Source organism: Ruegeria sp. CL6, assembly GCF_056536465.1.
Window position 1 is genome coordinate 1 of record NZ_JBQFPR010000002.1, and the last position, 21,024, is coordinate 21,024.

A 21,024-nucleotide genomic window follows, 5' to 3' on the forward strand; every position below is an offset into this window, starting at 1 on the left:
GTCACACCCAACATGCGTCCCCGTCATCCCCAAATGATCACGCAAAAAACCAGACAATAACGTCCGACCCTCAACCTCACCGCTCACAGCAACGCCGTTCACAGTCATCGAGACCTGTGTCATGAAATCCTCCCATTTCGTGTTTTCCCTTAGCCAGAGTTAAACACGGGGATTTTCATTTGAGAACAAAAAACTGCGATTGTTCCACCGCTTGGCGAATTGCGGGAAAGTTCCCTATCGCTTTCGTGAAGATCTTGGTTGCGGCCGCGTCGGGATTTCCTTGAGCAAGCCGCCCACGCCCATCCCGGCAATATCAATACCCGTCGTCTCGACCCCACAGGCCACGCGTGACAGAACCCAGTCGGCCCCGTTCAAAGCAGGAGAGCGCGCACATCCCGGCAACCCGATCACTGGCCGGGAGTGCAACGACCCCAAAAACAACAGATTTCCGGGATCAACAGGCATGCCAAAACGATCGACCTGCCCTCCGGCTGCGCGAACCGCTTGGGGGGCCACATCATAAGCGTCAGATGTTGCAGAGCCGGTCAGAATCATCACCAGATCACCCGACATTGTCGCAATCGCTTTGGCCAAAGGCTCGGGCTTATGCGGGACAATGCGTACGTCGGTCATCTCCATCCCCAAGGCTTCGACCCGGTTGCGGATCGCCGCTATGCCCTTTTCGTTGGACGGTCCGCCAGGAATATCGGTCACCACAAGCCCCGCGGTTTTCAGCGTCGGCGGGACCAACTGAATTGAAGCAGTGGCAAGACAGGAGGCGTGCAGCACATCGTCCCCCGGAACGGCATAGGAGATGACCTTAATCGTCGCGACCATCCCGCCTTCGGTCATCTGCTGATACTGCGGAACAGTCGCCACGGTGATCATCGGATTGACCCGATTGAATTCCTCAAGCGCGTCGACATCAAGAACGACGACGCCCGGCCCATCGGCAAGCAGGTTCACTCGGCCGGTGAAGGGCGGCGTCACACGCAGCCCGGCGGCCTTGGGGTCCGGTGCAAGCGCGTTCGCCAGCATCCGCGCAGCGTCGTCTTCATGGCAGTCGCCGGGCTCCAACCGCGCAACCGTTACCGAAGTGTGACCCGAGGCCGCCAACTGATCGAGATGTTCAGGCGCAAGCACAATCCCCTTGCGCAGCTTGCTTTCACCGACCTTGACCGAATGGGCCAGAATCGCACCGTTTGCATCGGCTACGGGAACGGGTCCGAACTTCACGCTTTGCCTCTTAAAACAGCGGTCATCTGAGCCAGAATTGCCACGGCAATCTCTGACGGGTCGGCAGCGCCGATGTCCAGACCAATCGGGCCGTGAATTCGGCCGATCTGGGCTTCGGTGAAACCAGCCTCGGTCAGTCGGGCGACACGTTTCGCGTGTGTTCGGGTGGACCCCAAAGCACCAATGTAGAACACCCCGGCCCGAAGCGCCGACTCAAGCGCTGGATCGTCCAACTTGGGGTCATGGGTCAACAAAACAACGGCGGTGCGCGAATCCAATCCGAGTTTGGCAACGGCTTCATCCGGCCAGTCGGTTAGAATGGTTTCTCCGGGGAAGCGCGCATTTGAGGCGAAAGCATCCCGTGGGTCGATGATTGCCGGATCATATCCCGCGATCCGTGCCATAGGCACCAGCGCCTGAGCGATATGCACCGCCCCAACAATGATTAGCCGCAACGGGGGATTGTGAACCGCTACAAATGTCTTTCCGTCTTCCTCAAAGCCTGATCGATCCATACGCAGGCGCTGAGGATAGGCGTCGCGGCGCAAGGCCCGGTGCCCTGTTTCCACGTTGACCTCGTAGACCAACGGCTCGCGGGCAGCGCGAGCTTCTACCAACTCCTGCAACATGGAGTCTGAAAGCACGCTGCCGATCGGTTCAACCAGAACCCGAATCGTGCCCCCACAGGCGAGTCCAACAGCAAATGCGTCTTCGTCACTGACACCAAATTCCAGAAGTCGCGCCTCTTTTTCTTCAATGGATTCTAATGCTTCGACAATTACCGCGCCTTCGACACACCCGCCCGAGACTGATCCTTCGATCTGTCCGTCACCGCCTATTACAAGTTGCGCTCCAACCCGGCGCGGAGCACTGCCCCAAGTTTCGACGACAGTGGCAAGAGCAGCGGATTTGCCTTCATTGTACCAGCGCAATGCCGTCTCTGGGCTGTTGTCGAATCTGTCCATTGCACCCTCCCGGCGAGTTCACAATCAACATAGGCAGGTTTGGCGCAATGAAAAGTAAGCCTAAAGGCCAATATCTTCACAGCCCCGCCGCGCCTTCCGAACAGGAAATGAACTTCGGCACAAAAAGGCTCAGTTCAAGGCAACTCATTCAAATCGTTGATTGTCACGGGATCACGTTCTAGCGTGTGCCTACCGTTGGATTGCTCTGACGGGCACCGAACCAATTTTTCACAACGGAGACAAAGAGTTGAAACGCATTTTTACACTGGGAATTGCCGTTGGTCTTCTCACTTCAACCATAGCGTCTGCGGACACGTTCCTGCGTTATGGCGAGGTCGAGGGATGGAAAGTATTCATCGACCAAGACAAAAAGACCTGCCTGATCGAAGCCGTTGATGATGCCGAAAACGTCGTGCAGATGGGACTGACCGAAGATCGCGCCGTCGGGTACGTAGGCGTCTTCACCAAGGAGGAAACGGACATCAAGCGCGGCGATACCGAGGCCGTCGCGATTCTGCTGGGTGAGAACCTCTATGTTGGCGAAGCGACTGGCATGAAGGGCAACATTACCAAGGGCTATTCGGGTGGATATGTCCTTTCTGACGATCCTCAATTTGCCGATGACATTGCCAAGCAAAAGGTCATGGTCGTCTTTCCTGAGAAAGAGTTTGCGTTCACCGTTGATCTGACGGGCACCTACAAGGCAATGGAAATGGCGCGTAAGTGCAACGAAGAACAGCTAAGCTGATTTTCAATCCGAAAGCGCGGTCAACAACCGCGCTTTCTCACCCACGTCATCGGGTTTTGAGATGACCGAGGCCAAGTCCTCTAGCGATGCAATCGAATGGCCTGCCCTAAAGCTGTCAACATGGGGCAACATCGCAGCAACACCCTGCGCTTTCGGCGCGAATCCATCCCAGCGCAGCAATGGGTTGAGCCAGATCAGACGCTTCGCCGAAAGGTGCAGACGTTCCATTTCCTTCGCCAATGCTTCGGGTTCTCCGCGATCCAACCCGTCGGAAATCAAAAGCACGACCGCGCCCTGCCCCATAACTCGGCGAGACCAATCGCGGTTGAAGGCGTGAAGGCAATCGCCGATGCGCGTTCCCCCTTCCCAATCCTGCGCTTCGGCCCCGGCTGCGGCCAGAGCCGCATCCACATCGCGTTGTTGCAAGTGTCGTGTGATGTTGGTCAGTCGAGTTCCAAAGGTAAACGCGTGAACCTTGGCCCAACCTGCCCCTTTTGCGTTTGAAACCGTATGAAGGAAATGCAGAATAATCCTGCTGTATTGGCTCATAGACCCCGAAATATCACAAAGCACAACAAGATTGGGCCAGCGCGGTTTCGGCTTGAGATGCGCAATATCCCGCAACTCACCGCCTTGCCGCATTGCTGCGCGCAATGTTCGTGCGCGGTCGATGCGTTGCCCCAGATGGTTTGACTGCCCCCGGCGTGATTCAATGGGCTTCACCGGAAGCGTCAGGCGCGACAGAATCCGTTTGGCCTGAACGATCTCGGCTGTGCTCATCTGTTCAAAATCCAGACTGCGCAACCGCTCTTCGGAAGACGCGGTTTGCGAGGCATCAATTTCAAGTTCCGTTTCTTCTTCTGAATCCGACGCCTCGGGCAGGTCGCGCTCAACTCCATCCAGCAACGCTTCGGCCGCACGTTTTTCACCCGCGTCGGCTTTGCGTTCCTCTTGAACGCCGCGCACAGCAGGAAGCATCATGGCCATCATATGCTCCATGTAGCGCGGATCGCGCCAGTACATGCGAAAGACCTGAGCGAAGACGGTGCGGTGTTCTGGGCGGTTCACGAAACAGGCGTGCAGGGTCCAGTAGAAATCCTGTTTCTCGGAAAATCCGGCGGCCTGAACAGCCCGGATCGCATCAACAACGCGTCCTGTGCCGATGGGCAAGCCCGCCTTTCGCAACGCCCGCGCAAAATGCGTAATGTTCTGCGCCAGCTTGGGGTTTTCAGGGATATCAAGCGGGAGTTGCTCGACCATCAGACGTCATGGGGGCTCTGCCCCCATACCCCCGAAGTATTTTTGAACAGAAGAAGCATCAGGCCGGTTCAAGCGTGGCTTTGGCTTCGTCCAGAATACGTTTTGCTTCGGAGCCTTGCAACTTCTGGATGTCGTCCTGGTATTTCAGGATCGCGCCCAATGTGTCGCCGATCACTTCGGGGCTGAGGTTGATCACGTCAAGCGCCAGCAGGCATTTGGCCCAGTCGATTGTCTCGGCTACGCCGGGCTTCTTGAACAGGTCTTCGGTGCGCAAGTGCTGGACGAAGGCTACGACCTCGCGGCTAAGCGCTTCGGCTGCTTCGGGCGCACGGGCGTGGAGGATTTCGATTTCGCGGTCGAAATCAGGGTAGTCGACCCAATGGTAGAGGCAGCGGCGTTTCAGTGCGTCGTGCACTTCGCGCGTTCGGTTGGATGTGACGATAACGATGGGCGGTTCGGGCGCTTTGACGGTGCCAAGTTCGGGAATCGTGACCTGAAAATCGCTGAGAGCTTCGAGCAGGAAGGCCTCGAACGGCTCATCCGTGCGATCGAGTTCGTCTATCAACAGGACCGGTGCACCGTGTTCATCCGGGCGCATGGCCTGCAATAAAGGTCGTTCAATCAGATAGTCGTCCGAGAAAAGCTCGGTCTGCAGCGCGCCGCGATCTGCGCCGCCCGACGCCTCGGCCGTTCGGATCGCCACCATCTGCGCGGGGAAGTTCCACTCGTAAACGGCAGAAGACGCATCCAGCCCTTCGTAGCATTGCAAGCGGACCAGGCGGCGGTTCAGACCTGCGGCCAGTGCCTTGGCAATCTCGGTTTTGCCGACACCGGCCTCGCCCTCAAGAAACAGAGGGCGGCCCAGTTTCAGCGACAGGAAGACGACCGTGGCCAAGGCCCGTCCGCAGACGTACCCCTGTTCGCCCAGCATGGTCTGAACGGCGTCGATGGAATTTGGCTGCGTCATGACATTCTCCCCTTCGGCACAAGAGGTCACGACGGCGCGTGCGCGTCAAGACCGAGAGGTTTCCGGCGGCTTACGACGTTCCGACAAGTTGACACGGTACCGTGCGCCATTCGGGGCTTTTCACCTTGGTGCGCGCTGTGATAGCCGGGGGCCATGACCGATACCCTGACGATCCGCCGCCCCGACGACTGGCATCTGCACCTGCGCGATGGCGCAATGCTGGAAGCCGTCCTGCCCGAAACCGCACGCCACTTTGCGCGTGCGATCATCATGCCGAACCTTGTGCCGCCCGTTGTTCGTGGCGAACAGGCAGCCGCTTATCGCGACCGTATTCTGGCTGCCCTGCCCGATGGGATGACGTTCGAGCCGTTGATGACCCTGTATCTGACCGAAGATACAGACCCCGAGGATGTCGCCGCAGCACATGCCAGCGGGCTGATCAAGGCGGTCAAGCTGTACCCGGCGGGGGCTACGACCAATTCGGCTTCGGGCGTGCGGGATTTCGACAAGGTGCGCCCGGTGCTGGAGAAGATGGCCGAGATCGGCCTGCCCATGTGTGTGCATGGCGAGGTCACGGATGCGGATATCGACATTTTCGACCGCGAGGCGGTGTTCATCGACCGCGTACTGGACCCGATCCGCAAAGCCACGCCCGGCTTGCGCGTGGTGATGGAGCATATCACTACCGCGGATGGTGTGGACTATGTCAAAGCCAATGAGGTTGATCTGGGCGCGACGATCACCGCGCATCACCTGATCATCAACCGAAACCATATTCTGGTCGGCGGGATCAAACCGCACTACTACTGCCTGCCCGTCGCCAAGCGCGAGGAACACCGGCTGGCGCTGCTGGCCGCCGCGACCTCGGGCGATACGCGGTTCTTCCTTGGGACCGACAGCGCGCCGCATACGGATGCGAACAAGGAAATGGCCTGTGGCTGCGCCGGGTGTTTCACCGCGACGAACACCATGTCGCTGGTGGCCGAGATGTTCGACCGTGAAGGTGCGCTGAACAAGCTGGAAGGGTTTACCTCGCTCAACGGTCCGGGCTTTTATGGCCTGCCGGTGAATGAGGGAACGATCACTCTGACCAAGGGCGAACCGGTCGTGTATCCTGACAAGATTGAATCCGGTGACGGCCCCGTCACGGTTTTCGATCCTGGATTCCCCTTGCACTGGCGCGTGGCCTAACCCGCCAGCAGTTTTGCCAGATCGCGGGCGCGGCCTCCGGTGCGCAGCATCGACCAGATCGCGTCCGCCTCATCGCCTCCGATCAACTTGGCGGCCTTGCCGCGCACCCGGTCCTCTCGCTCGGCCAAGGGCAGCGGGGCCAAAAGGTCATGGCTTGCCTCTTTGCTTATCCCATCGCGGCGCAGCAGGGTCAGGAGGGCTTGGGTCTCGGATAGCGTCTCATCTGCCTCTACGGTCACGCGGTCACGCAACGAAAGCAAACGCGGATCGGAGCATGTTTTTTCGGAATAGCTGGCAGGCAACGCAGTGTCATATCCCAGCGCCTGCATCGCAATCACGGTCCGATAGGAAAACTTGGCCCCCAACCCCGTTGTCGGCGACATCTGATTGCACACACTCATCCAGCGGGGATGAGTCCTGATCTTGATCTCGGCCACTTCTGGTTCCGCGATGTCCAGTTCCAAGGCGGCCTCAAGTGCCGCATGCAGGCCGTGACAACAGGCATGAAACTTGTGGCTAACCGTATCGAACAGCCATTCCTCACCCAATCCCCCCAAGGCCGCGCCGACATCGGACTGACCTTTATGCGTTGCGCCGAAGCCAAACGGCCCTTCCAGAGCATCTAAACTGGGTTCAAACCCCTTGGCGACCAGCAACGCGGCCTCGACGCCTGCCGATGCCGCAAGCCCGGCATTATAGGGTTTTCCCATCGTTCCAAACTGGGCTTTCAGACCTGCCGCCCGGGTGGATGTCAGACCCAGAACTTTGCGCATCTGATCGACGCTGAAGCCAAGCACCCGGCCCGCTGCAACCGCCGCCCCGAACGCGCCGGAGGTTGCGGTTTGGTGGAACCCGGCTTGATAATGGTCCCGCCCCAGCCAAAGCCCCATCCGAATGGACATCTCCATCCCGACCAAAGCGGATTCGAGAAAGTCTACAAGAATCCGATCATCCCATTCGCACAGCGCCAACGCCGCAGGCAGCACCACGACCGACGGGTGCCCGATATGGGCGAAATGAGTGTCGTCGTAGTCCAGAGCATGGGAAACGGTCCCGTTGACCAGTGCCGCCCCTCGCAGGGGTGCGTGGCCACCGCCAAACAGATGCGCCTGCCCCGTGCCGCCTTCGTCCAGAACCAGATCGCGAACTGTCATGGACACGGGTTCGCCGGCACCCGCACGACCGACGGCCATCCAATCAAGTACCGAAAGGGACGTCACGATGCGCGTCTGAGACGAAGTCGAAATTGGGCCGGATGCAAACTCGGCCAGAGCTGAGGTGAAATCGGTCATGAGGCGCAGTCTAGCGTGCGCCCATCGCGGGTAAAGACTTAGGCGTATAAATCGGCGGCCCGGCTCTCGAACGCCTGAACGATCCTGTGCATCGCCTCGTTGAAGACAACACCAATGATGCCCTGAAGAATGGCGTTCTTGAACTCAAAATCGACGTGGAACGAAATATTGCACCCACCGTCGGGTGCCTCCTGAAAATGCCAGTCGGACTTCATGTATTTAAACGGTCCGTCCAGATATTCGGTGTCGATTTTTCGCTGTTCAGCATGCAGCGTTACCCGACTGCCAAAGCGTTCGCGGAAGACCTTGAATGAGATCACAAGATCGGCCTCTAGCACCTGCGCCTCACCCGCGGCATAGGTGCGACGGATACGGGCCGCAGCGCACCACGGCAGGAACTGAGGATACTTGGCCACATCCGCGACAAGGTCATACATCTGCTGAGCCGTATATGGCAGGTGACGTGTCTCGGAATGTGTAGGCATGGCGTTCCGGTATTTACAGGTGACAATGGCGCGTCATGTCGTATGTTGCGCGCCAAAGATCAAGGGGGCAACGATGACCGACCGCGCATATGTGATAGATGAGATGATCTCGGCAAAGGCGATCGCTGCTCGGATCGAGGAACTTTGCCGCGAGATTACGCAGGAATTTGACAAGACCGACAAACTCGTCGTGGTTGGACTGCTTCGCGGCAGCTTCGTTTTCATTGCCGATCTTGTTCGGGAACTGGATCTTCCGATTGAAGTGGATTTTCTCGAGGCGTCATCCTACGGCGATTCGATGGAAAGCAGTCGCGAAGTGCGCATTCTCAAGGACTTGCGGGGCGCTATTGAGGGGCGCGATGTGCTGGTGGTAGAAGACATCGTTGATACCGGCCACACGTTGAACCATGTCACCAAACTCTTGAACAGCCGCAAACCCAGTCGGTTGAAATCCATCGCATTGCTGGACAAACCCAGTCGGCGTGAAGTCGATTTTCGTTCAGACTGGATCGGGTTTGAAATTCCGGACGAATTCGTCGTGGGCTATGGCATCGACTACGCTCAGCGCAACCGCAACCTGCCCTTCATCGGCAAGGTGCGGTTCGTCGAAGATGGATAACGAACCATGAACCCTCGGCATCTGCTGCGCATGTCTCAATGGGCGCGAAACCCGCCGTCCGAGCGGCGGGTCAAGTTGGTGTTTGGCGCAATCCTCATAGCTCTGGCAATCGGCGGAATTGAATACATGGGGTGGTGGCCAGAATGGGGACGACTGGAACCAGCGCGGTCCCCAGTGCGCTAGCGCACCAAATTCAGCAAATGGAATATCAATAGACAAACGATATTCGATCAGACTACCTTCCAATGAATTGGGAGGAGTTCGTTCATGAAGTTTTTTTCAACCAGCGTTCTAATTGCATTTGCTGTTGCGGCCTCGGCAGGAATAGCACACGCAAAAGACAACAAGGCCAAAGGCAAAGGTGCTGACAAGGTCAAGGTGGAAAAGCCGCTAAAATCGAATAAGGGCGTTGGTGTCCCGCCAGGTCAGGTCAAGCGCTATACACGCGGCAATAAACTGCCCGATGATCTTGATTTTGACTACCTGGACGATCTCGATGGCTGGAACCTCAAGCCTCTGCCACCCGGTCAACGCTACGTCCGGATAGACGATGAGATCGTTTCGATTTCAGACGACACTCGCACGGTTATCGAAGCCGTGGGCATTGTCGGGGATCTGGTTAAGTAGGACATTACCCTAGCAACGAACGGATTGAATTTACGAAGATGCCCGTTCCAACGGGAATAATGGCATCCGGGAAGTCGTAATCCGGGTTGTGTAGTTGCGGGTGATCCTGACCTGCACCCAGCCAGAACATTGCAGTTATCGCACCTTTTGAAAACTGCCCGAAGTCTTCGGAAAACTTCTGCGGGCTTTGGGTGATTTCATGCTCGACGCGACCTGCATTACACGCAGAGGCCAAAATTTCGACTGCGTCCGCGTGGTTCACGCAGGAATCGAACACATCATCGTACAGAATCTGGCATTGAAGCCCGTCCGCCTCGGCGTGCTGCGTGGCCAGTGCCTCGGCTTCGGCCATCAACTGCTGCATCCTGAGGTCAGTCACAGTGCGCAAGGTGACCCAAAGCTCGGCCTTGCCCGGAGAGACCCCAAACGTAGGTTCGCCCAAACTGGCATGGGTCACAGTGGTCAGCGCGAAGGCATCGTCTAACGCGCCTCCTGCCCCTAACTCGGCCATCTTCGGCATCAAGGCAGACAGCGCACCGGCCGGAGAAACGCCATCCATGGGCGCCGCCGCATGAGACGTTTTTCCTGTCAGGGCAATCTTCATTCCGCGCGACGCACAGTTGGCCGCACCCGTGCAAATCTGGACCTTGCCGAGGCCCAAGCCGGGCAAATTATGAAGCGAGAACACATAGTCCGGTGCAATTTTGGCAAACTGGCGATCCGCGCGAAAGGCCAACGCGCCTTTTCCCGTTTCTTCAGCCGGTTGAAAGATCAAAACCACGCGGCCCTTCTTAGGGCGCGCGCGGCCGATTTCTTCGGCAACCCCAAGAACCATAACCATATGGCCATCATGTCCGCACAGATGTCCCCGGTCAGGGACTCGGGACACATAGTCCACGTCACTTTGTTCCTGAATTGGCAACCCGTCCAATTCACAGCGAACCGCAACCGTCGGTCCAGCGATCCCGCTGTCGAAAATCGCAGCGACCCCGTGCCCACCTATCCCGGTAACAACGCGGTCCGCTCCAAGCTCAGCTAGTTCCTTGGCGACCCGAGCGGCAGTGTTTTGCTCTTGCCCGGACAGTTCGGGATACTGATGAAGTTCACGACGCAGACGGACCAGCCGCGATATCGTATCTGGGGTCACCCCCGCTCCAACATTTTTTGCCGAGCGTCCCGCAAGCGCGCAAAATCATCACCAGCGTGGTAAGACGACCGGGTCAATGGGGTTGCGGAAACCATCAGGAACCCCTTGCCATACGCCGCTTTTTCATACGAGGCGAACTCCTCCGGTGTGACGAACCGATCCACACCATGATGTTTGGTCGTCGGCTGGAGGTATTGGCCGATAGTCAGAAAGTCGATGTCTGCGGCGCGCATGTCATCCATGACCTGACGAACCTGCTGTTCATCCTCGCCCAGCCCGACCATGATGCCGGACTTGGTAAAGACCGACGGATCAAGCTCTTTTACACGCTGCAACAAGCGCAAAGAATGGAAGTATCGCGCGCCGGGGCGAACCTCGGGGTAAAGGCCCGGCACTGTTTCAAGATTGTGATTGAACACATCCGGTTTGGCCTCGACCACGGTTTCAAGAACCGACGGATCGCATTTCAGAAAGTCGGGTGTCAGAATTTCGATCGTGGTCTTGGGCGAACGATGCCGAACTGCCCGGATTGTCTGCGCAAAGTGGTCCGCGCCGCCATCTTCAAGGTCGTCCCGATCAACAGAGGTTATGACCACATGATTTAGGCCCAGCTTCTCAACCGCGTGCGCAACGCGTCCGGGCTCAAACACGTCCAAAGCGTCGGGGCGCCCTGTGGCGATGTTGCAGAACGTGCAACCACGGGTACAGATTTCGCCCATGATCATCATGGTCGCGTGACCTTGGCTCCAGCATTCGCCCACATTCGGACAGCCGGCTTCCTCGCACACGGTAACAAGGTTATTGTCACGCATGATCTTGCGCGTGTCCGCATAGCCCTTGCCACCCGGCGCCTTGACGCGTATCCAGCTTGGCTTTTTGGGCTGCGCATTGTCCGGCTTATGCGCCTTTTCAGGGTGACGTTGTTCGGGGATCTTCAGATCACGCACGGCTGGCTTTCCTGACTTTGGGTCAATTTGCTGTGCTCTAACATAGTACGTCTGCATGCACTATGCCACAAGGACATATCAGCCATGCAGCGCCCATATTGCGATGCAGCATTTGCTGCTTCCTTTCGCTTTTGCGCCCGGCATATGAGCATTATTTCAGTGACCTACCGTCATTTGCCATCGCAGCAATTCGAGCGTTGAAGCCAGTTTAGAACTGTTTTAAACAGCGCTAAAACCCACCTTGAATCACAGGAGCTTGTTTATGAAAACCGGCGCGACACTACCTGCTGTCACCTTTCACACCCGCGTGCGCGATGAGGCCATCGATGGCCCAAATCCGTTCCGCTGGGAAGACAAAACCACCGCGGACTACTTTGCGGGTAAGCGGGTTATCCTATTTTCACTGCCGGGTGCATTCACGCCGACATGCTCTACCTATCAGTTGCCGGGCTTTGAGAACGGTCACGCGGATTTCGCCGCAAAGGGTATCGACGAGATTTACTGCATGTCGGTCAACGACAGCTTTGTCATGAACAAATGGGCTCAGGATCAGGGTCTGACGAATGTCAAAGTTATCCCCGATGGTTCCGGTGAATTCACCCGGAAAATGGGTATGCTGGTTGACAAGGACAACCTTGGATTCGGAATGCGGTCCTGGCGCTACGCTGCCATCGTAAATGACGGCGTCGTCGAAGCGTGGTTTGAAGAACCCGGTTTGATGGACAACTGCCCCGAAGACCCCTACGGCGTTTCGTCGCCGGAAAACCTGATGAAGCATCTGGACGAAGCCAAAGAGCCTGAGCTGGCTTAAACTACTCTGAATGAGTGACACTAAGACCCGCCCCTGGCGGGTCTTTTCATGTTCTGGCCGCGGTGACGATATCCTCTCCCACAAGTCGAATGACTTCGGCCAAGCTGTCAAACCAAGCCTCCTGCCCCGTCGATTCGCGGCGTACCAATCCAATCGTTCGGAAAGGTTGCGGAGAGCCGAAACGCTGCAGCTTCAAACCCGGCACAGCTTCGGCTTCTGCACGAGCTGCAAGTTCCGGCATCAATGTCAGGCCGAACCCTTCGGCCACCAGACGGGACAAGGTTGCCAGTGAAGACGCGCCCATGTTGATAAGCCCACTGCTTCTATCCTGACCGCACACCTCCAACGCTTGATCCGTCAGGCAGTGACCGTCATCTAACAGCATGAGTTGTGTGGCTCTTAGGTCTATGGGTCGCAGTGCTTCTGGATCGTTCGGCATCGACTGCAACCGTCCTGCGCTGCCTGCCAGCAGAAAGCGATCCTTGAACAAGGCCACCTCGTAAAGCTCGCTGCCTCCAGACGGCAACGCCACAACGCCTGCGTCAATCTCGCCAGCTCGCAGCATAGATAGCAAACGCTCTGTCCGGGCCTCGCGGATTTGCACCTTTAGCGACACATCCGCCGTCCGCAGACCGGCCAGAACCCCTGGCAAAATGTAAGGTGCGATAGTCGGAATAATTCCAATGGACAAAGAGCGATGACCGCCTGACTGATCTCTGGCGAACTGATCCAAGCGATCCGCGGCGCCAAGAACCTGCCGTGCGTGATCCAGAACGTCGCGCCCCAGCGGGGTTAGCAGGATATCGCGCGCCTGACGCTCGAACAAAGACCCCCCGAGCGTTTCCTCCAGCGCTTTGATCTGAACCGAAAGCGCAGGCTGAGACACATGGCAAACCTGCGCCGCCCGGCCAAAATTACGCTGCTCGGCTACGGCACAAAAATACTGCAGTTGTCTAAGGGTAAAATTCATAACCCATGACTATCACCGCGACGCGGATCTGCAACCTTTGCTTATTGAGTGTCCCTCAACCGATCAGCCTGTTTTTCTCAGTCTGCTTCTCATAGTGCCTTTTGAGTCTCTGCAATGCGATCCGCAGCACAATCTTGCCCGAGCGCGCAGACCATCCCATGCGCTTTTCGGCCATTTCTAGCCCCTCCAAGTAGCAACAGCACCGCAACGCAACGTCGCTTAAACCGGGTCCGAGGTCTGAAAGCGCGCGCTCGACCCGGTCGCGGGCGTCAGACGAGCCTCGATCGGCAGTCGCGTTTTGCCCAAAGCTCCCTCTCCCACCGGCTGTTAGAAAGTGGTCCCAGTTCTGAGCAACTTGCGGTCCAATTTGCGCCAGTTCAAAATCTTCTCTCAAACGCTCTCCGGCACCGACCAAGGTTTCATCCAAAAAGGGTTTGCCGTCCTTGTCCCGCCTGCGAGCCAGCCCAATCAGTGGGCTTTCCGCAGCACTGTACCGGATACGTCTTTGCCGGTTCGCGCCTGAACTGCCATTATTTATCCCCCCCTCTGGCTGAAACGGGGTTTGCGCCTCGGCCATTCCAAATTCGCTTCTCGCCCGTGCCCGATTTTCCGCTTCAGCAACAAGCTGGCTAAACGCCGTTCGCCCTGAAGTCGAAATTCTATATCTGGAAATCCGCCCGGGATTGTCGCAGGAAATCCAGTCTTTCAAAGCCAGAGCCTGCGCGATCTCGCAATCTACAACAGCGGTTCGGGTTGCAGCTTGTTCACCCGTATCCCGCACGACCACTGCCTTGTCCATATCCTCGGCAACGGCCAGTACGGACCCTGTTTCACAAAGACGCCGCAATACCCGCAGGGCTTCTCGGTTGAACTCGTCCTCGGCGGCGGTCTCGTCCTCCGGCGCCCCAGGAAAAAGACCGTCCTGATCCAGCGGATCGGAGAAATGCCTATCCGCCAACGACTGAAGCGCCGCATCCACCAGGGGATCATCCCGCCGTGACTCGATGCGCCGAATTTGTCTGAGAATGGTTGAAGCATGGCACCCTGCTGACCGCGCGATGTCGCGGATCGACTGACCGGTTTCGGTATGCGCCAGATACCTCTGCGCCCCTTCGGGTACCCAAGCCGGAATGGTGAAAGCCATGTTGTTTTCCATAGTTACTTGCCCTCGTCGACAAAAAATCTGTTCCCAATCGCCCCCAATGAAATGGTTAACCAAATCTAACTAGAGTCGCTTTCGTTACTCGTTCGTTAACGGATGGAGACAAGAACTAGATTTGTTTCAAAATCATAAACACTCATGAAGTCAGAGTTCGGCGAGAGGGTGATTGAAGCAACACCCGCTTAGGTTGTGTGGCAAACAAAGGGACTGCCACACAGACTAGGAACTTCTGAATGCAAGACCTGATGACCATGATCGCAACCCTTCGCCGCCCACGCCTATTGGCCCGCGCAGCAAAACATGGCGCACAGGATTATGATCGTGAACGTCACCTACAACGCATACTAGGGTATGGATCACTGCCCGGGACAGGTGCGGCGCTGATGCGACTGATAGAAATGGAAAAGGAGGTGAACGCGCAACGGACTGCCGAAGACGCCGCCTATTCTCTGGTTCGGCACCTGGATATTCTGATCGCGTTGCTGGGCGAGGCGCAACTGTTCAAAGCCAGTCGCGCCTCACAATATCAATGACTTAGCTGAAGGCGTCCGGCATGGATGCCTTTTTCGTTTCAATGTACTCATTCAGAGCAGCATTGATCGCAGGGTCGAGTTGGGGCTGTTGGTAATTGGCCAGCAAATGCTCGACCCGCGACGTCGCCAGTTGACGCGTGTCGCGGCCGCCTTCGTCTTCCCATGTCTCGAACGGCTTATAGTCCAGAACTTCGCTTTTCCAGAAGGCTTCCTTGAAGTTGGCCTGCGTGTGAGCGCATCCCAGATAGTGACCACCCGGACCAACCTCGCGGATCGCGTCCATCGCCTGTGCGTTTTCGTCATAGGCTACGCCCTTGGCCAGACCGTGCAGTACGCCAAGCTGATCGGCATCCATGACGAACTTTTCAAAGTCAGCCACCAAACCGCCTTCCAGCCAGCCGCAGGAATGCAGCATGAAGTTCACACCGGCCATCAGACCCATGTTCAGCGAGTTCGCGGTCTCATACGCGGCCTGCGCATCAGGTAGTTTCGAGCCGCAGAACGACCCCGCCGAACGGAACGGCAAGTTCAGACGACGCGCCAACTGGCCCGCGCCATAGGTGACCATCGAAGCCTCGGGCGTCCCAAAGGTCGGCGCGCCAGAGTTCATGTCGATCGACGACACAAACGCACCAAAGATTGCAGGTGCACCCGGACGGATGATCTGGCTATAGGCAACACCAGCCAGAACTTCGGCCAGAACCTGCGTCAGCGTCCCCGCAACCGACACCGGAGCCATCGCGCCACCAACGATAAACGGCGAGATGATGCAGGCTTGGTTGTTGGCCGCATAGACCTCGAGCGAGCCCATCATCACGTCGTCGAAGGTCATCGGCGAGTTGATGTTCGTCAGCGAGGTCATAACCGTGTTTTCCTGCACGAACTCTTTGCCGAACAGAATCTCACACATCTCAACGGAATCCTGCGCGCGGCTGGGATCGGTGACCGAGCCCATGAACGGCTTGTCCGACAGGGTCATGTGCGCCATCAGCATGTCCAGGTGACGCTTGTTCACCGGAATGTCCGTCGGTTCGCACACCGTACCGCCCGAATGGTGCAGCCATTTGGACATATAGGCCAGTTTCACGAACTTGTTGAAATCGTCCATTGTGGCATAGCGTCGGCCACCCTGCGCATCGCGAACGAACGGAGGTCCATAGACCGGGGCCAAAACCAGATTACGGCCACCGATGACCACCGATTTCTCGGGGTTGCGGGCGTGCTGAGTAAACTCGCTGGGGGCGGTCTTGATCAGCTCACGCGCCAGACCACGAGGGATGCGAACACGTTCGCCATCCACATCGGCACCAGCGTCTTTCCAACGCTCCAGCGCAGCGGGGTTATCGACAAAGTTGACTCCGACCTCGGCCAGAATGGTTTCAGCGTTGGTTTCGATGATCTGCAACGCTTCTTCGTTGAGAACCTCGAAGTTCGGAATATTACGTTCGATATACTTTGCAGTTTCGATACGAACCGCGGTGCGTTCGGCTCGGCGGGCGGCGCCACCGCCACCTCTCGCCCTGCGCCGGGTATTTGCCTCTGCCATGAGAAGATCCCGTCTATTGGTTGGTTTGATGGATTTGTTACAGGAGGCAACGGGCGCAAAGCATATGGTTTACGGCGCTATAGGGGTAAAAGCGACATTTGAGCCGACGCTTTGAACAGGCCCGGCGCATCCGTTACCCTACCGGCTTTTCCATGACCAAGCTGTTTCCTTTGGAGCTTGCGATGCCCCACCCCAAATATTGATACATGGCAACCGTTGTTTGCATCAAACGATGGGTCCGCAACCTAAGTCGTTCCACTCCCTGCGTGCGCGCTGTGTCTTCAACATGTTCCAGCAGCCTTTTTGCGACTCCCTTCCCCTGTGCGGCCGGCGAAACGGCAAGATTGAAAACCATCATCGCGTCTTCAACGACGCCATAGACAACATACCCAATAATTTCTGTGCCATCTTCGGCCACGACTGCCTCATGAGTGGCTATGTCTTGGGCAACGCCACCAGTTACGTCCGGCAGGTCCGGTATTTCGCGCAACGCAGGCGCATAGGCCGCCGAAATGCACACGGTTGCTTCGTCAACATCAGCCAGGGTAGCGCGCCGCAGCTTAATCTTTGACATGACATCCCCTTTCCTCACTATCCTGAGGCACAATTGCACAAATGATGTCATTGCGCTTGCACATGCAAGGCTTGCGACCTAATAGCCAACCATGACCCAGGACACTCATGACCGCCTTCTGATCATCGACTTCGGCAGCCAGGTAACGCAGCTTATCGCGCGACGCCTGCGTGAGCTGAACGTCTATTGCGAAATCCACCCCTATCAGAAAGTCACGATGGAATTTGTGCGCGAGATGGCGCCAAAAGCCGTGATCTTCTCGGGCGGGCCGGACAGTGTGACGCGCGAAGGTTCACCGCGCGCTCCGCAAGAGATTTTCGATTATGGCGTCCCGATCCTTGGGATATGTTATGGCCAGCAGGTGATGATGCACCAGTTGGGCGGTAAGGTCGAGAGCGGCCACGGCACCGCTGAGTTCGGACGCGCCTTTGTCACGCCCAAGGGTCAGTTGGATATCCTTGACGGTTGGTTCGCCGATGGCGACGAACAGGTCTGGATGAGCCACGGCGACCACGTCAGTGAAATCGCACCTGGGTTCGAGGTGTTCGGCACCTCGCCCAATGCGCCTTTTGCAGTTACCGCCGATGCCAGCCGTCACTTCTATGCGGTTCAGTTCCACCCCGAGGTACACCACACTCCCAAGGGCGCGAAACTGTACGAGAATTTCGTAAAACTGGCCGGGTTCAAGGGTGACTGGACCATGGGTGCGTATCGCGACGAGATGATCCGCAAAATCCGCGAACAGGTGGGCGACAAAAAGGTCATCTGTGGTCTGTCCGGCGGCGTCGACAGCTCGGTCGCGGCGATCCTGATCCACGAGGCGATCGGCGATCAGCTCACCTGTGTCTTTGTTGATCACGGCCTGCTACGCAAGAACGAGGCCGAAGAAGTCGTCGGCATGTTCCGCGACAACTACAACATTCAACTGATCCACGCGGATGAGAGCGACCTGTTCCTTGGTGAGTTGGAGGGCCAGTCCGACCCCGAGACCAAGCGTAAGATCATCGGCAAGCTGTTCATCGACGTATTCCAGAAACACGCCGACACCATCGACGGGGCCGAGTTCCTGGCGCAGGGCACTTTGTACCCCGATGTCATTGAATCGGTGTCCTTTTCCGGCGGCCCCTCGGTCACGATCAAATCGCACCACAATGTCGGCGGTCTGCCCGAAAAGATGGGCCTGAAGCTGGTCGAGCCCCTGCGCGAACTGTTCAAGGACGAGGTCCGCGCGTTGGGCCGCGAACTTGGACTGCCGCAGAGCTTTATCGGCCGCCACCCCTTCCCCGGTCCCGGTCTGGCGATTCGCTGTCCGGGTGAGATTACGCGTGAGAAACTGGAAATCTTGCGCGAAGCCGATGCTGTCTACATCGATCAAATCCGCAAACACGGCCTTTACGATGAAATTTGGCAGGCTTTTGTCGCCATTCTGCCTGTCCGCACCGTCGGCGTCATGGGAGATGGTCGCACCTATGACTACGCCTGCGCCTTGCGGGCCGTGACGTCAGTTGATGGAATGACGGCCGACTATTATCCGTTTAGCCACGAATTCCTGGGTGAGACCGCGACACGGATTATTAATGAGGTCAAAGGGATCAACCGATGCACCTATGACATCACGTCAAAACCACCGGGAACGATCGAGTGGGAATAACAAAAAAGCCGGGGACTTCCCCGGCTTTATTATTTCGGATCAGGCAAACTTCTGTTTTCCTTAAATCCTCACCTTGGGCCTCAACAGATTTCCTATGGAAGCCAGCAGACCTCAAATCGGCAAAGCCGCACTTTGGATGACCGGGGCCATCGCCTCGTTTTCGTCGATGGCAGTCGCGGGCCGAGAGCTCAGCGTATCTCATGACACGTTTGAGATCATGTTCTACCGAAGTCTTGTCGGCATACTCATCGTTTCACTCGCCCTGACAGTCACTGGCAAGTGGCACCATGTGACGACCAATCGTATCGGCCTGCACGGAGTCCGAAACGTTCTCCACTTCACCGGCCAGAACCTTTGGTTCTATGCGGTATCGGTTGTTCCTTTGGCGCAGGTCTTCGCGCTTGAATTCACTCAGCCTTTTTGGGTCATTCTTCTTTCGCCGCTCTTGCTGGGTGAAAGATTGACCACAATACGCGTCTTGTCCGCACTGATCGGGTTTGTCGGCATTCTCATTGTCGCCCGCCCCGGCGCGGTGCCACTGACCGGAGGCGTCATAGCCGCCGCCTTGTCTGCGGTTTTTTTCGCCCTGACGACGATTTCGACGAAAAAACTGACCCAACATGCCAGCATCGGCTGCATCATGTTCTGGCTAACGGTTATTCAGGCGTTTCTGGGATTGGCGGCATCTGGAATTGACGGACAGATTGCGCTGCCCTCAGCCAAAACCGCTCCTTTTCTGTTGTTGATCGGACTGGCCGGATTACTTGCACACTTTTGCATCACCAACGCCTTGGCTATTGCCCCGGCAACAGTGGTGGTGCCTTTCGACTTTGCCAGGCTGCCGACAATCGCGATCGTCGGCATGATTCTTTACCAAGAACCGTTGGACCAATGGACGCTTCTTGGGGCTGCCGTGATCTTCTCAGGTATCTTTTTGAATGTTAGCGCCGAGAATCGTAACACAAACGCAACAGTCTCCCGACACGCTCCAAACAAGTAACGCACCGTCACGAGTTGACGATAAAGTAAACCTTAACAGAATAACGAGCACCACACACCGGGTCAGCAGCCCCTTACGGAGACGGGCACTGACCTTACAGGAGATATTTAGGGAGGGACTAAATGAGGAAAGCGCTTCTACAGGCGTGCGCTATGTGCGTTGGCGCGACGGGTGCCTATGCAGGCGGCCTTGATCGCAGTGGCCAAGGCGTGAACATTCTGTTCGAGGAAGGATCGGCCGTTCAGTTGCGTCTGGGGTATGCTTCCCCAAGCGTCAGCGGAGAGCAGTTCGGCGTCGACTCGGGCAACGTGACCAACAGCTTTTTTTCGCCGGGGCTTGCATACAAGCATGCGTTCAATGACAGGCTGGATTTCGCGCTGATTTATGATCAGCCGTTTGGCGCGGACGTAGAGTACGCGGCCGACTACCCGCTTTCGTTGAACCCGGTGACGCCGTTCGGCGGCCGGACCGATGTCCTGCGCGCCAAGGCTGACACGGACGCAATCTCGGCCGTGCTGCGTTACAAATTCGACGGCGGCTTTAGCGCTATTGCAGGTGTCCGGGGACAGCGTGCAAGTCTGGATGTTGCCGTGCCCGCAGCCCTTGGCTACCGAACCACATCGGATGATGAAATCGACTTTGGCTACCTTGTCGGTGTCGCCTGGGAACGTCCCGAGATCGCCGCGCGCGTTTCGCTGGTCTACAACTCCAAGATCACTCACAATTTTGGACTGGTAGAATCCTTCAACACTCAGCCGCCGCCGGTACCGGTACCTGTCGTTTCCCTGAACACAGAAGATGAGGTTATCACGCCCCAGTCGGTCAACCTTGACTTCCAGACCGGTGTTGCACCGAAAACTCTTGTGTTCGGTTCGATCCGCTGGGTTGACTGGCCTCAGGCAGTACTTGCACCACCAGCCTATGTCGGAATTACCGGTAACAACCTGGTCGACTATGACGACGACACCTTCACCTATACTTTGGGCGTCGGCTATCAGTTCTCCGAGGAGTTCTCGGGTGCTGTATCCGCTGGCTATGAAGCCTCGTCCGGCACACCGGTTTCCAACCTCGGTCCAACCGACGGTTTCTGGAGCATCGGCGTAGGTGGCACCTACTCGTTTGAGCAGGCTCAGCTTTCGGGCGCGATCCGTTACACCGATATCGGCGATGCCACCACCACCACGGGCGGCGAGTTCACTGGAAACTCGGCCTGGAGTGTTGGTCTGCAGCTCACATACGCGCTGAACTAAGAAGCTTTCAGGTAGTTTGAACAGAGGCCTCGCCATTTGGCGG

At 57.1% G+C, this 21,024-nt stretch carries 22 protein-coding genes and 1 pseudogene; 10 read left to right on the plus strand and 13 right to left on the minus strand.

Going from position 1 to position 21,024, the window contains the following annotated elements:
- The 3 genes and pseudogenes from ACR0LH_RS05115 to ACR0LH_RS05125 all read right to left on the minus strand — a co-directional run.
- A pseudogene (locus ACR0LH_RS05115) lies at positions 1-123 on the minus strand ((2Fe-2S)-binding protein); the annotation flags it as partial.
- Between the two features lie 111 nt (positions 124-234).
- Complete coding sequence (locus ACR0LH_RS05120) at positions 235-1,236, minus strand: molybdopterin-binding protein (protein ID WP_480719920.1); 1,002 nt, start codon at positions 1,234-1,236, stop codon at positions 235-237.
- Entirely contained in the window at positions 1,233-2,201 is a 969-nt protein-coding gene (locus tag ACR0LH_RS05125) for an XdhC family protein (RefSeq protein ID WP_480719921.1), read from the minus strand. Before ACR0LH_RS05125 ends, ACR0LH_RS05120 begins: the two co-directional genes overlap by 4 nt.
- 247 nt (positions 2,202-2,448) lie before the next feature.
- Between ACR0LH_RS05125 and ACR0LH_RS05130 the strand changes: the two genes are divergently transcribed.
- Positions 2,449-2,949, plus strand: coding sequence for a hypothetical protein (locus tag ACR0LH_RS05130; RefSeq protein WP_170384151.1), 501 nt, complete (start codon positions 2,449-2,451; stop codon positions 2,947-2,949).
- Between the two features lie 3 nt (positions 2,950-2,952).
- Here the strand turns inward: ACR0LH_RS05130 and ACR0LH_RS05135 are convergent, their stop codons facing one another.
- The gene (locus ACR0LH_RS05135; protein WP_480719922.1) at positions 2,953-4,209 is read right to left on the minus strand and encodes a vWA domain-containing protein; all 1,257 of its coding nucleotides are present in this window, start codon (positions 4,207-4,209) and stop codon (positions 2,953-2,955) included.
- 58 nt (positions 4,210-4,267) lie between these two features.
- The gene (locus ACR0LH_RS05140; RefSeq protein WP_480719923.1) at positions 4,268-5,176 is read right to left on the minus strand and encodes an AAA family ATPase; all 909 of its coding nucleotides are present in this window, start codon (positions 5,174-5,176) and stop codon (positions 4,268-4,270) included.
- A 153-nt stretch (positions 5,177-5,329) separates the two neighbouring features.
- Between ACR0LH_RS05140 and pyrC the strand changes: the two genes are divergently transcribed.
- Positions 5,330-6,367, plus strand: a complete 1,038-nt coding sequence (gene pyrC / locus ACR0LH_RS05145; protein ID WP_480719925.1) for a dihydroorotase — start codon at positions 5,330-5,332, stop codon at positions 6,365-6,367.
- Here the strand turns inward: pyrC and ACR0LH_RS05150 are convergent.
- Together ACR0LH_RS05150 and ACR0LH_RS05155 are read right to left on the minus strand one after the other, a co-directional pair.
- Positions 6,364-7,659, minus strand: coding sequence for an MmgE/PrpD family protein (locus ACR0LH_RS05150; RefSeq protein WP_480719926.1), 1,296 nt, complete (start codon positions 7,657-7,659; stop codon positions 6,364-6,366). The genes pyrC and ACR0LH_RS05150 overlap by 4 nt on opposite strands.
- Before the next feature lie 38 nt (positions 7,660-7,697).
- Positions 7,698-8,144: a type II toxin-antitoxin system RatA family toxin gene (locus ACR0LH_RS05155; RefSeq protein ID WP_170384141.1), complete on the minus strand. Its 447-nt coding sequence runs from the start codon at positions 8,142-8,144 to the stop codon at positions 7,698-7,700.
- A 73-nt stretch (positions 8,145-8,217) separates the two neighbouring features.
- On the opposite strand from ACR0LH_RS05155, the gene hpt reads away from it, so the two are divergent.
- The 3 genes from hpt to ACR0LH_RS05170 all read left to right on the plus strand — a co-directional run bounded on the left by hpt (position 8,218) and on the right by ACR0LH_RS05170 (position 9,390).
- The gene (hpt, locus tag ACR0LH_RS05160) at positions 8,218-8,763 is read left to right on the plus strand and encodes a hypoxanthine phosphoribosyltransferase (protein WP_170384139.1); all 546 of its coding nucleotides are present in this window, start codon (positions 8,218-8,220) and stop codon (positions 8,761-8,763) included.
- Positions 8,764-8,769: 6 nt separating this feature from the next.
- Positions 8,770-8,946, plus strand: coding sequence for a hypothetical protein (locus tag ACR0LH_RS05165; protein ID WP_170384137.1), 177 nt, complete (start codon positions 8,770-8,772; stop codon positions 8,944-8,946).
- An 84-nt stretch (positions 8,947-9,030) separates the two neighbouring features.
- Positions 9,031-9,390 carry a hypothetical protein gene (locus ACR0LH_RS05170; protein WP_480719928.1) on the plus strand — a complete coding sequence of 120 codons (360 nt, stop codon included), beginning with the start codon at positions 9,031-9,033 and terminating at the stop codon, positions 9,388-9,390.
- A 4-nt stretch (positions 9,391-9,394) separates the two neighbouring features.
- On the opposite strand, the gene ACR0LH_RS05175 is transcribed toward ACR0LH_RS05170, so the two are convergent.
- Both ACR0LH_RS05175 and lipA read right to left on the minus strand, forming a co-directional pair.
- Positions 9,395-10,537: an amidohydrolase gene (locus ACR0LH_RS05175; RefSeq protein ID WP_480719930.1), complete on the minus strand. Its 1,143-nt coding sequence runs from the start codon at positions 10,535-10,537 to the stop codon at positions 9,395-9,397.
- Positions 10,534-11,484, minus strand: coding sequence for a lipoyl synthase (gene lipA, locus ACR0LH_RS05180; protein ID WP_170417477.1), 951 nt, complete (start codon positions 11,482-11,484; stop codon positions 10,534-10,536). Before lipA ends, ACR0LH_RS05175 begins: the two co-directional genes overlap by 4 nt.
- A gap of 262 nt (positions 11,485-11,746) precedes the next feature.
- On the opposite strand from lipA, the gene ACR0LH_RS05185 reads away from it, so the two are divergent.
- Entirely contained in the window at positions 11,747-12,295 is a 549-nt protein-coding gene (locus ACR0LH_RS05185; protein WP_480719931.1) for a redoxin family protein, read from the plus strand.
- Between the two features lie 46 nt (positions 12,296-12,341).
- Here ACR0LH_RS05185 and ACR0LH_RS05190 read toward each other — a convergent pair whose 3' ends face one another.
- Positions 12,342-13,265 carry a LysR substrate-binding domain-containing protein gene (locus ACR0LH_RS05190; protein ID WP_480719933.1) on the minus strand — a complete coding sequence of 308 codons (924 nt, stop codon included), beginning with the start codon at positions 13,263-13,265 and terminating at the stop codon, positions 12,342-12,344.
- Between the two features lie 55 nt (positions 13,266-13,320).
- Complete coding sequence (locus ACR0LH_RS05195) at positions 13,321-14,421, minus strand: DUF6456 domain-containing protein (RefSeq protein WP_480719935.1); 1,101 nt, start codon at positions 14,419-14,421, stop codon at positions 13,321-13,323.
- Between the two features lie 239 nt (positions 14,422-14,660).
- Here ACR0LH_RS05195 and ACR0LH_RS05200 point away from each other — a divergent pair, with 239 nt between their 5' ends.
- On the plus strand, positions 14,661-14,960 hold the full coding sequence (locus tag ACR0LH_RS05200) for a DUF6477 family protein (protein ID WP_170417467.1): 300 nt from the start codon (positions 14,661-14,663) through the stop codon (positions 14,958-14,960).
- A 1-nt stretch (position 14,961) separates the two neighbouring features.
- Here the strand turns inward: ACR0LH_RS05200 and ACR0LH_RS05205 are convergent, their stop codons facing one another.
- Together ACR0LH_RS05205 and ACR0LH_RS05210 are read right to left on the minus strand one after the other, a co-directional pair.
- The gene (locus ACR0LH_RS05205; RefSeq protein WP_480719936.1) at positions 14,962-16,506 is read right to left on the minus strand and encodes a trimethylamine methyltransferase family protein; all 1,545 of its coding nucleotides are present in this window, start codon (positions 16,504-16,506) and stop codon (positions 14,962-14,964) included.
- 133 nt (positions 16,507-16,639) lie between these two features.
- Positions 16,640-17,080 carry a GNAT family N-acetyltransferase gene (locus ACR0LH_RS05210; protein WP_480719937.1) on the minus strand — a complete coding sequence of 147 codons (441 nt, stop codon included), beginning with the start codon at positions 17,078-17,080 and terminating at the stop codon, positions 16,640-16,642.
- Between the two features lie 91 nt (positions 17,081-17,171).
- Between ACR0LH_RS05210 and guaA the strand changes: the two genes are divergently transcribed.
- The 3 genes from guaA to ACR0LH_RS05225 all read left to right on the plus strand — a co-directional run bounded on the left by guaA (position 17,172) and on the right by ACR0LH_RS05225 (position 20,981).
- Positions 17,172-18,731 carry a glutamine-hydrolyzing GMP synthase gene (gene guaA, locus ACR0LH_RS05215; protein ID WP_170417461.1) on the plus strand — a complete coding sequence of 520 codons (1,560 nt, stop codon included), beginning with the start codon at positions 17,172-17,174 and terminating at the stop codon, positions 18,729-18,731.
- Between the two features lie 94 nt (positions 18,732-18,825).
- Positions 18,826-19,731 (plus strand): DMT family transporter, encoded by a 906-nt coding sequence (locus tag ACR0LH_RS05220; RefSeq protein ID WP_480719939.1) that lies wholly within the window; start codon positions 18,826-18,828, stop codon positions 19,729-19,731.
- Between the two features lie 122 nt (positions 19,732-19,853).
- Positions 19,854-20,981: a porin family protein gene (locus ACR0LH_RS05225; protein WP_170482140.1), complete on the plus strand. Its 1,128-nt coding sequence runs from the start codon at positions 19,854-19,856 to the stop codon at positions 20,979-20,981.
- Positions 20,982-21,024: the final 43 nt, after the last annotated feature.

Bases quoted from the DNA above. Each gene is read 5' to 3' on its own strand.
- ACR0LH_RS05135 (WP_480719922.1), bottom strand. From the start codon at position 4,209: ATGGTCGAGCAACTCCCGCTTGATATCCCTGAAAACCCCAAGCTGGCG.
- ACR0LH_RS05150 (WP_480719926.1), bottom strand. From the start codon at position 7,659: ATGACCGATTTCACCTCAGCTCTGGCCGAGTTTGCATCCGGCCCAATT.
- ACR0LH_RS05125 (WP_480719921.1), bottom strand. From the start codon at position 2,201: ATGGACAGATTCGACAACAGCCCAGAGACGGCATTGCGCTGGTACAAT.
- ACR0LH_RS05190 (WP_480719933.1), bottom strand. From the start codon at position 13,265: ATGAATTTTACCCTTAGACAACTGCAGTATTTTTGTGCCGTAGCCGAG.
- ACR0LH_RS05225 (WP_170482140.1), top strand. From the start codon at position 19,854: ATGAGGAAAGCGCTTCTACAGGCGTGCGCTATGTGCGTTGGCGCGACG.
- ACR0LH_RS05210 (WP_480719937.1), bottom strand. From the start codon at position 17,080: ATGTCAAAGATTAAGCTGCGGCGCGCTACCCTGGCTGATGTTGACGAA.
- guaA (WP_170417461.1), top strand. From the start codon at position 17,172: ATGACCCAGGACACTCATGACCGCCTTCTGATCATCGACTTCGGCAGC.
- ACR0LH_RS05140 (WP_480719923.1), bottom strand. From the start codon at position 5,176: ATGACGCAGCCAAATTCCATCGACGCCGTTCAGACCATGCTGGGCGAA.
- ACR0LH_RS05155 (WP_170384141.1), bottom strand. From the start codon at position 8,144: ATGCCTACACATTCCGAGACACGTCACCTGCCATATACGGCTCAGCAG.
- ACR0LH_RS05185 (WP_480719931.1), top strand. From the start codon at position 11,747: ATGAAAACCGGCGCGACACTACCTGCTGTCACCTTTCACACCCGCGTG.
- ACR0LH_RS05220 (WP_480719939.1), top strand. From the start codon at position 18,826: ATGGAAGCCAGCAGACCTCAAATCGGCAAAGCCGCACTTTGGATGACC.
- pyrC (WP_480719925.1), top strand. From the start codon at position 5,330: ATGACCGATACCCTGACGATCCGCCGCCCCGACGACTGGCATCTGCAC.
- ACR0LH_RS05205 (WP_480719936.1), bottom strand. From the start codon at position 16,506: ATGGCAGAGGCAAATACCCGGCGCAGGGCGAGAGGTGGCGGTGGCGCC.
- ACR0LH_RS05195 (WP_480719935.1), bottom strand. From the start codon at position 14,421: ATGGAAAACAACATGGCTTTCACCATTCCGGCTTGGGTACCCGAAGGG.
- ACR0LH_RS05170 (WP_480719928.1), top strand. From the start codon at position 9,031: ATGAAGTTTTTTTCAACCAGCGTTCTAATTGCATTTGCTGTTGCGGCC.
- ACR0LH_RS05200 (WP_170417467.1), top strand. From the start codon at position 14,661: ATGCAAGACCTGATGACCATGATCGCAACCCTTCGCCGCCCACGCCTA.
- hpt (WP_170384139.1), top strand. From the start codon at position 8,218: ATGACCGACCGCGCATATGTGATAGATGAGATGATCTCGGCAAAGGCG.
- ACR0LH_RS05165 (WP_170384137.1), top strand. From the start codon at position 8,770: ATGAACCCTCGGCATCTGCTGCGCATGTCTCAATGGGCGCGAAACCCG.